General features: G+C 62.2%; 8 protein-coding genes. 5 read left to right on the forward strand and 3 right to left on the reverse strand.

Translation table 11 applies throughout. From position 1 onward, the window contains the following. The first annotated feature begins 32 nt into the window (after positions 1-32). Positions 33-1,109 carry a 23S rRNA (cytidine(2498)-2'-O)-methyltransferase RlmM gene (gene rlmM / locus IQK56_RS20370; protein WP_122306706.1) on the forward strand — a complete coding sequence of 359 codons (1,077 nt, stop codon included), beginning with the start codon at positions 33-35 and terminating at the stop codon, positions 1,107-1,109. A gap of 13 nt (positions 1,110-1,122) precedes the next feature. Continuing rightward, the gene (gene tusA / locus IQK56_RS20375; protein ID WP_099587443.1) at positions 1,123-1,374 is read left to right on the forward strand and encodes a sulfurtransferase TusA; all 252 of its coding nucleotides are present in this window, start codon (positions 1,123-1,125) and stop codon (positions 1,372-1,374) included. Here the strand turns inward: tusA and IQK56_RS20380 are convergent. Next, positions 1,371-2,765, reverse strand: coding sequence for an MATE family efflux transporter (locus tag IQK56_RS20380; protein WP_122306708.1), 1,395 nt, complete (start codon positions 2,763-2,765; stop codon positions 1,371-1,373). The two genes, tusA and IQK56_RS20380, sit on opposite strands and share 4 nt — an antisense overlap. Positions 2,766-2,978: 213 nt before the next feature. On the opposite strand from IQK56_RS20380, the gene pdxB reads away from it, so the two are divergent. After that, a complete protein-coding gene (pdxB, locus tag IQK56_RS20385) occupies positions 2,979-4,121 on the forward strand; it encodes a 4-phosphoerythronate dehydrogenase PdxB (RefSeq protein ID WP_193863871.1) in 1,143 nt (380 codons plus the stop codon). Positions 4,122-4,174: 53 nt separating this feature from the next. On the opposite strand, the gene IQK56_RS20390 is transcribed toward pdxB, so the two are convergent. Then, positions 4,175-4,348 (reverse strand): PA1571 family protein, encoded by a 174-nt coding sequence (locus tag IQK56_RS20390; RefSeq protein ID WP_032888780.1) that lies wholly within the window; start codon positions 4,346-4,348, stop codon positions 4,175-4,177. 236 nt (positions 4,349-4,584) lie between these two features. On the opposite strand from IQK56_RS20390, the gene IQK56_RS20395 reads away from it, so the two are divergent. After that, positions 4,585-6,360 carry an ABC transporter transmembrane domain-containing protein gene (locus tag IQK56_RS20395; protein ID WP_191632546.1) on the forward strand — a complete coding sequence of 592 codons (1,776 nt, stop codon included), beginning with the start codon at positions 4,585-4,587 and terminating at the stop codon, positions 6,358-6,360. Positions 6,361-6,542: 182 nt separating this feature from the next. On the opposite strand, the gene IQK56_RS20400 is transcribed toward IQK56_RS20395, so the two are convergent. Then, complete coding sequence (locus IQK56_RS20400; RefSeq protein ID WP_122306712.1) at positions 6,543-8,471, reverse strand: transglycosylase SLT domain-containing protein; 1,929 nt, start codon at positions 8,469-8,471, stop codon at positions 6,543-6,545. 213 nt (positions 8,472-8,684) lie between these two features. Between IQK56_RS20400 and IQK56_RS20405 the strand changes: the two genes are divergently transcribed. Next, on the forward strand, positions 8,685-10,604 hold the full coding sequence (locus IQK56_RS20405) for an ATP-binding cassette domain-containing protein (RefSeq protein WP_099587438.1): 1,920 nt from the start codon (positions 8,685-8,687) through the stop codon (positions 10,602-10,604). The last annotated feature ends 6 nt before the right edge of the window (positions 10,605-10,610 follow it).

Here is a 10,610-nt window from a genome sequence, read left to right on the forward strand (position 1 = left end):
GCGATAGAGCAAGCCAGTTGCCAGGAGATTCAATGAACACCCTTTTTATGCACTGCCGCCCGGGTTTTGAAGGCGAAGTCTGTTCCGAGATCGCGGACCTCGCCGCGCGCCTGAACGTGTCCGGCTACGCCAAGGCCAAGACCGGCAGCGCCTGCGCCGAATTTGTCTGCACCGAAGAAGACGGCGCCCAGCGCCTGATGCACGGCCAGCGCTTTGCCGAGCTGATCTTCCCACGGCAGTGGGCACGCGGGGTGTTTATCGACCTGCCGGAAACCGACCGCATCAGCGTGATCCTCGCTCACCTGCGCGAATTCCCGGTGTGCGGCAGCCTGTGGCTGGAGATGGTCGACACCAACGATGGCAAGGAGCTGTCGAACTTCTGCAAGAAATTCGAAGTGCACCTGCGCAAAGCCCTGCTGGGCGCCGGCAAGCTGGTGGACGACCCGAGCAAGCCGCGCCTGCTGCTGACCTTCAAGAGCGGCCGCGAAGTGTTCATGGGCCTGGCCGAGTCGAACAACTCGGCCATGTGGCCGATGGGCATCCCGCGCCTGAAGTTCCCGCGTGACGCGCCAAGCCGTTCGACGTTGAAGCTGGAAGAGGCCTGGCACCACTTTATCCCCCGTGACCAATGGGACGAGCGCCTGCACGGCGACATGACTGGCGTCGACCTCGGCGCTGCGCCGGGCGGCTGGACCTGGCAACTGGTCAACCGTGGCATGCTGGTGACCGCCATCGACAACGGCCCCATGGCCGAAAGCCTGATGGACACCGGCCTGGTGCAGCACTTGATGGCCGACGGCTTCACCTTCGTGCCCAAGCAGCCGGTGGACTGGATGGTGTGCGACATCGTCGAGAAGCCGGCGCGCAACGCCGCGTTGCTGGAAACCTGGATCGGCGAGGGGCATTGTCGCGAGGCGGTGGTGAACCTCAAGTTGCCGATGAAGCAGCGTTATGCCGAAGTGAAGCGTCTGCTGGAGCGTATTGAAGAGGGTTTCAAGGCGCGGGGCATTCGCGTGGAAATCGGCTGCAAGCAGCTGTACCACGACCGTGAGGAAGTGACCTGCCACCTGCGTCGGTTGGTGGATGTGAAGAAAACCAAGGCCCGTTAACGAGGAGTCATCAATGAGCGATATCAACGAAAGCCCTGTCGACGGCATTCTCGACGCCACCGGCCTCAACTGCCCGGAACCAGTGATGATGCTGCACCAGCACATCCGCGACCTGCCGGCAGGCGGTTTGCTCAAGGTGATCGCAACGGACCCGTCGACCCGTCGCGATATTCCCAAGTTCTGCGTGTTCCTGGACCACGAACTGGTGGATCAGCAGGAACAGGCTGGCACTTATCTGTACTGGATTCGCAAGAAGGCCGACTAACCCCGCGCCTTATCCGCCCGGATACGCCGGCGTGCACTGCGCGCCAGGCGTACCAGCAACATCCCTGCCGCACAGCTCAGGCCCACGATCAGCCCTTGCCACAAACCGCTGGGGCCGCTTGGGGCGCCGAGCCAGTCGGTCAGCCCCAAGGCATAACCCACCGGCAGCCCCACGCCCCAGTAGGCGAACAAGGTCAGCACCATGGTCACGCGGGTGTCCTGGTAGCCACGCAAGGCGCCGGCAGCGGTGACCTGGATCGAGTCCGAGAACTGGAACAGCGCCGAGAACACAATCAGCGTCGAAGCCAAGTGAATCACCACCGGGTCCGGGGTGTAGATCGTCGCGATCTGCTCACGGAACAACAGCATCAGGCTGCACGACAGGCACGCGTACGCCAGCGCGGTGCCCATGCCGACCCCGGCGGCAAAGCGCGCTTCCCGTGCCTCGCCACGGCCCAGGGCCTGGCCGACACGCACGGTGACGGCCATGCTCAGGGAGTAGGGGATCATGAACACCAGCGAGCTGACGTTCAGTGCGATTTGATGCCCGGACACCACCGTCGCGCCCAGGCTGCCGAGCAACAGGGCGATTACCGCAAAAATGCTCGATTCGGCGAAGATCGCGACGCCAATCGGCAGGCCAATCCCCAGCACACGCTTGATGACTGCCCATTGCGGCCAGTCAAACCGCTTGAACAATTCACTGCTCTGATAGGCCGGGCCCCAGCGCGTCCAGACGGCCAGGCCGAGCATCATCACCCACATCGCAATGGCCGTGGCCCAGCCACAGCCCACGCCGCCCATGGCCGGCACGCCAAAGTGGCCGTAGATGAAGATGTAGTTCAGCGGAATATTCAGCGCCAGGCCGACCAGGCCCATGACCATGCTCGGCCGCGTGCGGCCCAGGCCATCGCTGAAACAGCGCAGCACGTAATACAGTGCAATCGCCGGCATCCCGGCGGCGATGCCGTGCAGGTAGCCCATGGACGGTTTGATCAGGTCGGGCTCGACCTTCATGGCATGCAGGATCGGTTCCGCGCACAGCAGCAGCAATGCGCCGATGATCCCCACGACCACCGCCAGCCACAACGCCTGGCGCACCAGCGGCCCGATCTCTTTGAACTGGCCTGCCCCATAGCGCTGGGCGACTTTCGGCGTGGTGGCCAGCAGCGTGCCGCTCATCAGCAGGTACACCGGGATCCAGATCGAGTTGCCCAGGCCCACCGCCGCCAGATCCTGTGGGCTGACCCGCCCGGCCATGACCGCGTCGACAAAACTCATGGCGGTGGTGGCCAGTTGGCCGATCATGATCGGCAGGGCGAGCGTCAGCAGGTCGCGCACTTCCCGGCTGATGCGGGCGGGGCGGGTGAGGGCGGTGGCGGCAGTGTTCACGTACAGGTGTCCAATAAAGAGGAGCGCAAGGACGGCGGATTCTACGCCCTGACGCAATGGTCAGGAAAAAACCTGTGTTGCTGATTTGTAATGTGATCTCGTCGGCACCCCTTAACACCTGTGGTGAGCGGGCAAGCCCGCTCACCACAACAGCCCATTTGTCATTGAATCCGCGCAAGCCTGTACACTGCGGGTCCGCCAAAGGAGCCTGCCATGCTGATTGTTGCCGACGAAAATATCCCGCTGCTCGATGCCTTCTTCCAAGGATTTGGCGAGATTCGCCGGGTGCCCGGCCGTTCCCTTGACCGCGCCACGGTCGAGCAGGCGGATGTGCTGCTGGTGCGCTCGGTGAGCAACGTCAATCGCGCGTTGCTGGAGGGCTCCAAAGTGCGCTTTGTCGGCACCTGCACCATCGGCACCGATCACCTGGATTTGGACTACTTCAAGCAAGCCGGTATCCAGTGGTCCAGCGCCCCCGGCTGCAATGCCCGTGGGGTAGTGGACTACGTGTTGGGCAGCCTGCAGACCCTCGCCGAGATCGAAGGCGCCGACCTCAATAAGCGTACTTACGGCATCGTCGGTGCCGGTGAAGTGGGCGGGCGCCTGGTCAAGGTGCTCAAGGGCCTGGGCTGGAATGTGCTGGTGTGCGACCCGCCACGGCAGATCGCCGAAGACGGCGACTATGTGAGCCTGGCGCAGATCGTCGAGCAGTGCGATGTGATCAGCTTGCACACGCCGCTGACCAAGTCCGGCAATGGCTCTACCTGGCATTTGTTCGACCGCCAGCGCCTGGAACAACTCAAGCCCGGCACCTGGCTGATCAACGCCAGCCGCGGCCCGGTGGTGGACAACGCCGCCCTGCGCGAGGTGTTGCTGGACCGCGAAGACCTGCAAGCGGTGCTGGATGTATGGGAAGGCGAGCCTGAAGTGGACGTGGACCTGGCCGACTTGTGCGTGCTGGCCACGCCCCATATCGCCGGTTACAGCCTCGAAGGCCGTCAGCGCGGCACGGCGCAGATCTACCAGGCCTTTTGCGCGTACCTGGGCCAGGAACCGAGTATCCACTTGAGCGACCTGTTGCCTGCGTTGTGGTTGTCCGAAGTGCATTTGAATGCCGCGACCGACCCCGCCTGGGCGCTGGCGACCTTATGCCGCAGCGTGTACGACCCGCGTCGGGATGATGCGGATTTCCGCCGCAGCCTGGTAGGAACGGTAGAAGAACAGCGCAAGGCGTTCGACATGCTGCGCAAGCATTACCCGGAACGTCGTGAGATTGATGGCTTGAACGTGCGCATCAACGGCGAGTCGGCGGCGCTGTCGAGGATTGTGTCCGCATTGGGCGCAGTGGCTATTTAAGCACCCATAAAAAACCCGGCCATCGCGGCCGGGTCTGAAAGAGCTTGGGCGTTTCAGCCTTGCTGGGCAGGCTTGACCAGTTTTTCTTCCAGTTCGCGGCACGCTTGCTGGATCATCTCTTCGGTGATCTGAACCTCATGGCCTTGGGCGTCGATGACGGAGCAAGGCAACTGCTGGGGTTGGCGGATCACTTCAATCTTGGCATCGCTGCTGTTTTGCAAGGTCATGGCCTGTCTCCTCATCAGGTTGTGTACCTACTTTGAACCCCCCGCGTGACCGCGCTGTTACAACTCCCTGCACGAGCACCGGTTCGAACATCCAGTCCACCAGAAACCGCTGCCGATTTCCAGCCGGGAGTTAGACCGATAGCCTCTAGCGGGCAGCATCGGTGGGCATAATTAACCTGACTCATTGTTATTTACCCAAGTTCCCCCAATGTTGAGGTATAGACCCCTCATTGGTGATGCCCTCCATGTTCTCAGTCCGTCAACGCCGCGCCATTCGCCTGGCCAGCCGCTTTATCGCGCCCTATCGCTGGCAGGCGCTGGGCGCTCTGTTGGCGCTGATCGTCACCGCCGGCATCACCTTGTCCATGGGGCAGGGCATCCGCCTGCTGGTGGACCAGGGTTTCATGACCCAGTCGCCGCACCTGCTCAACCAGTCCATCGGCCTGTTCATGATCCTGGTGCTGGGCTTGGCGGTGGGCACTTTTGCACGGTTTTACCTGGTGTCCTGGATTGGCGAGCGGGTGGTGGCGGATATTCGTCGGCAGGTGTTCAACCACCTCATCTACCTGCACCCCGGCTTCTACGAGAACAACCGCAGCTCCGAAATCCAGTCGCGGCTGACCACCGACACCACCTTGCTGCAATCGGTGATCGGCTCGTCGCTGTCGCTGTTCCTGCGCAATGCCTTGATGGTCATCGGCGGCATTGTGCTGCTGTTCGTCACCAACCCCAAGCTCACCAGTATCGTGGTGGTGGCGCTGCCGCTGGTACTGGCGCCGATCCTGATTTTCGGTCGCCGCGTGCGTAGCCTGTCGCGCTTGAGCCAGGACCGGATTGCCGATGTGGGCAGTTATGTGTCCGAGACCCTCGGCCAGATCAAGACCGTGCAGGCCTACAACCACCAGGTCCAGGACGAACAACGCTTTGCCGTGACCGTGGAAGAAGCCTTTGCCACGGCGCGTAAGCGTATTGCCCAGCGGGCCTGGCTGATCACCCTGGTGATCATGCTGGTGCTCGGCGCCGTGGGCGTGATGCTGTGGGTGGGCGGCATGGACGTGATCAGCGGGCGTATTTCCGGCGGCGAACTGGCCGCGTTTGTGTTCTACAGCCTGATCGTCGGCAGCGCGGTCGGCACCCTGAGCGAAGTGCTCGGCGAGCTGCAACGCGCCGCCGGTGCAGCCGAGCGCATTGGTGAGCTGTTGCAGTCGACTAACGAAATCCACGCGCCTGCTACCGATGCGGTGAAATTACCGGAGCGGGTCAGTGGCCGCATGGAACTGCAAGACCTGCGCTTTTCCTACCCATCACGACCGGACAGCTACGCCATCGACGGCTTGAATCTGACTATCAACCCCGGCGAAACCCTGGCCTTGGTCGGGCCGTCCGGCGCGGGCAAGTCGACGATTTTCGACCTGCTGCTGCGTTTCTACGACCCCCAGCACGGCCGCATCCTGCTCGAAGGCCACGCGCTGACCGAACTCGACCCCCTGGATCTGCGCCGTCACTTCGCCTTGGTGTCCCAGAGCCCGGCGCTGTTTTTCGGCAGCGTCGAAGAAAACATCCGCTACGGCAACCCGAGCGCGACCCGCGAGCAGGTCGAAGCCGCTGCGCGCATCGCCCACGCCCATGATTTCATCCTGCAAATGCCCAACGGCTATCAGACCCATTTGGGCGATGGTGGGATGGGCCTCTCCGGCGGGCAACGGCAACGCCTGGCGATTGCCCGCGCCTTATTGGTGGACGCGCCGATCCTGCTGCTGGACGAGGCCACCAGCGCCCTCGATGCGCAGAGTGAACACCTGATCCAGCAAGCCTTGCCGCAACTGATGCAAGGGCGCACCACGCTGGTGATCGCCCATCGCCTGGCCACTGTGAAGAATGCTGATCGGATCGCCGTGATGGACCAGGGCAAGCTCGTGGCGGTGGGTACGCATCAGCAGTTGATTGCGAGTAATCCGCTATATGCGCGGTTGGCGGCGTTGCAGTTCAGTGATGGTGTGGATGTGGAATGACCTGCTCCAAGGGTTGCAGACCGCCATTCCGAGGCCAGGCCCTTCGTTGAGTTCATGCTGCAGGCATTGACCTTGACCTTGACCATGGCCTTGGCTGACGCCGCGCAAAGCGAGCGTCCGGCAGGCTCATAAAAAATGCCCGCATTTTTCAATGCGGGCATTTTTCCTTTCCGTTTCGACTGTTACTGATCGTCAAAATACCGCTCATGCCAATCCACCAGCGGCTGTGGCGAGTTGAGCTTTTGCCCGTAGATCACTGAATAAGACAGCACGTTCTGCACATATTGGCGGGTTTCGTCGAATGGGATGCTCTCCACCCAAACATCGAAACTCAAGTGATCGGCACCGCGCAACCACTGGCGCACGCGGCCGGGGCCGGCGTTGTAGGCGGCGGAGGCGAGTACGCGGTTGCCGTTGAATTGGCTGTGCACCTGGCTCAGGTAGGCGGCGCCGAGCTGGATGTTTTTGTCCGGGTCCAGCACCTGGGCCGGGGAGGCCAGGGGGATGCTGAATTTGCGCGCAGTTTCCTTGGCGGTACCGGGCATCAGTTGCATCAGGCCACTGGCGCCGACGCCGGAGCGGGCATCGTCCATAAAAGCGCTTTCCTGGCGGGTGATGGCGAATACCCAGCTCGAATGCAGGCCACGAACCTTGGCTTCACGCACCAGGGTGTCGCGGTGGGCCATCGGGAAGCGGATGTCCAGATCGTCCCAGTACTGCGCCTGGCTGATGGTGCGGATCGCCGGGAAGTACCACTTCATGTCGTAGGCCAGCTTGGCCTGGGCGACCATCTCATCGCGGTTGAAGTGGCGGCTGACGTGGTACCACTCGCGGCGACCATCCACGATCTGGCCACGGGCGTAGAACTCCAGGGCGCGGCGTACGCCGGGGGTGTTGCGGACTTTATTGACCAGCGCCTGGCTCATCACCAGCGGCTTGTTGTTCAATTGGTACGGGGCTTTGGAGCGATCAGCCGCGAGGAATCCGTAGAAGTCCCGCTCCCGCGACAGGTGCTTGTACAGCACCAGCGCTTGCGGGTTCTTCGGCTCAGCCAGTTCCAGGCTGCGGGCCTGCCAGTAGCGCCAGCGGTTGGTGGTCGCCAGGTCTTGTGGGAGTTTGCGCGTCAACTGGTAGGCATCTTCCCAGCGTGCCAGGCGCAACAGCAAGCGCAGGCGCCACTCGGAGACGGTGTTGTCGCGCAGCTCAGGGTCGTACTTGGTCATCACCTCAAGGGCGCGTGGGTCGAAGCGCTTGGCCAGGGTCAGGCCGATTTCGCGGGCAATCGACACTTTTTCGTCACGGGAGAAGTGCATGCTGCTGGCGTAACCGTCGAGCAGGGCCATGGCCTTGTCCGGGTCCTGGCGGGCCAGGCGACGCAGGCCCAGGCCCACGGCGTCAGACATCGCCTCGGTGGCCGGTTGGAAGCGCGATGGATCGCTGAGCATGTCGGGCTTTTGCGCCACATCCACCATCAAGCGGCCCTGGGCGCCGAGGGTCGGCAGGGTTTTCACCAGGCTGTTGGCGAGCGCGTAGTTGCGTGCTTCGGCGGCGAGCTTGGTGCGGTCCCAGATTTTCTGTTCGGTGAGTTGGCCGTCGGCGGCCCACTGGCCAAAGGTGGCATCACAGGCGGCGGGTTGGGATTTGCCGGTCATCCACAGCTTCTCGGCGGTCTTGTAGCCTTCAGCCTTCAGGTTGTGGGTGAGCTGGTATTGGCCGTGCAGGCAGTCCAGTTCGACGAAATTGAGTTTGGGGTCGTAGTACTTTTCAAACGTCTGCCAGTCGCCACGCTCGGACAGCCAGCGCAACCAGCGCAGCTTCATCCAGTTGGCCTGGGGCAGGTCGCCGTTTTTGGCAAGGAACTGCTCGATTTCCTGGTTGCTCGCGGTTTTCAGGCGCGCGGTCAGCTCGTCGTAGGCCAGGTACGGCGTCAGCGGGTAGTCGGCCAGGGCCTGGCTGTATTGCATATAGGGGCCGGTATCGCCCTTGGCCAGTGCGCGCTTGGCTTCATCGTAATATTGACGTTGGGTAGTGAGGTCCACGGCCTGGGCGGATTGAACGGCGGTGGCGGAAAGAAGCAGACAAGATAAAAAGTTGAAAAGGCGACTGCGCATGAGACGTCCGTGCAGAGAAATCACGACTAGCGCCGGCACCGCCGACGCTGATTGCCCCTAGCTTAGCCTTTTGCCAGCGACCGGCGAAAGCTTTGCCGGCCGGTTCGTTCAGGTTTACCGGAAATGTCCTACAGAACGTGTCGGCCTTGAAAATGCTGGCCGCATCCCACCCTCAAGTCAGGTAGAATGCGCGCCCAGTTTTTGGAGAAGCGTATGACCCTGCTCAAATTCAGCGATGTGTCCCTTGCTTTCGGCGCTATGCCGTTGTTGGACAAGGTGTCCTGGCAGATCGCCCGTGGTGAGCGGGTGTGCATCATCGGCCGCAACGGCACCGGCAAGTCCAGCATGATGAAGCTGGTCAAAGGCGACCAGAAGCCCGATGACGGCTCTGTCTGGCGTGCCCCAGGCCTCAAGATTGGCGAATTGCCGCAAGAATTGCCGGTGGCCGACGGACGGACAGTGTTCGACGTGGTTGCCGAAGGCCTGGACGGCGTGGGTGAGTTGCTTGCGCAATACCATCACCTGGCGCAGAACTGCGTCACCGAGGAAGACCTGGACAAGCTGATGCACGTCCAACAGGACCTCGAAGCCCGTGACGGCTGGCGCTTGCAGCAACTGGTCGACAGCACCCTGAGCCGCCTGCAACTGCCGGCCGACAAGACCCTCGCCGAATTGTCCGGCGGCTGGCGTCGTCGCGTGCTGCTGGCCCAGGCATTGGTGTCCGAGCCGGATTTGCTGCTGCTCGACGAACCCACCAACCACCTGGACATCGGCGCCATTGCCTGGCTTGAAGAAGCCATCAAGGACTTCCAGGGCGCCGTGCTGTTCATCACGCACGACCGTGCCTTCCTGCAAAGCCTCGCCACGCGCATCCTCGAACTGGACCGTGGTGGCCTGATCGACTGGAACGGCGACTACGCCAGCTTCCTGGTGCACAAGGAAGCGGCCCTGTCGGCTGAAGAAACCGCCAACGCCCTGTTCGATAAAAAACTGGCCCAGGAAGAAGTCTGGATCCGCCAGGGCATCAAGGCCCGCCGCACCCGTAACGAAGGCCGTGTACGTGCGTTGAAAGCCCTGCGCGTTGAACGCAGCGAACGTCGCGAGCGCACCGGCAAGGCCAATATCCAGCTGGATACCGCTGACAAGTCGGGCAAGCAGGTGATGGTGCTGGAGAACGTCAGCTTCCATCACCCGGATGGCCCGTTCCTGATCAAGGACTTCTCCATGGTCCTGGCTCGCGGCGACCGTATCGGCCTGCTGGGCGCCAACGGTACCGGCAAGACCACCTTGCTCAAGCTGATGCTTAATGGCCTGCAACCGACCAGTGGTAAAGTCGAAGAGGGCACGCGCATCGACGTGGCCTACTTCGACCAGCTGCGCCATCAGTTGGACCTGGAAAAAACCGTGATCGACAACGTGGCTGAAGGCCGCGACTTTATCGATATCGACGGCCAGAGCCGCCATGTGTTGAGCTACTTGGGCGACTTCCTGTTCAGCCCGCAGCGTGCACGTACGCCGGTCAAAGCGTTGTCCGGTGGTGAGCGCGCACGCCTGTTGCTGGCCAAGCTGTTCAGCAAGCCGGCCAACCTGCTGGTACTCGACGAACCGACCAACGACCTCGACGTAGAAACCCTCGAACTGCTGGAAGAGGTCCTGTTGACCTTCAACGGCACTGTGCTGATGGTCAGCCACGACCGGGCATTCCTCGACAACGTGGTCACCAGCACCCTGGTCTTCGAAGGTGAAGGCAAGGTTCGCGAATACGTCGGTGGTTACCAGGACTGGCTGCGCCAGGGCGGTTCACCGCGTCTGTTGGGCGTGACCGAGAGCAAATCCGGCAAGGCCGACTTGACCTCGGCAGTGGTAACACCTGTTGCCGCCGCGGCTCCTGCACCCGAAGCTGCGCCGGCGGCCAAGAAGAAGCTCAGCTACAAGCTGCAGCGCGAGCTGGAAGCCTTGCCGGGTGATATCGACGCCAAGGAAAAGCAGATTGCTGCGGTGGAAGCGGACATGGCTGATGCGGGTTTCTACCTGCGTCCGGCGGCGGAAACTGCCAAGGTCATTGCCTCCCTGGAGGCGCTGAACCAGGAACTGGAAGTGCTGATGGAGCGTTGGGCCGAGCTGGATGCCTGAGTGATC

This window comes from Pseudomonas cyclaminis (genome assembly GCF_015163715.1).
Taxonomy (GTDB): Bacteria; Pseudomonadota; Gammaproteobacteria; order Pseudomonadales; family Pseudomonadaceae; genus Aquipseudomonas; species Aquipseudomonas cyclaminis.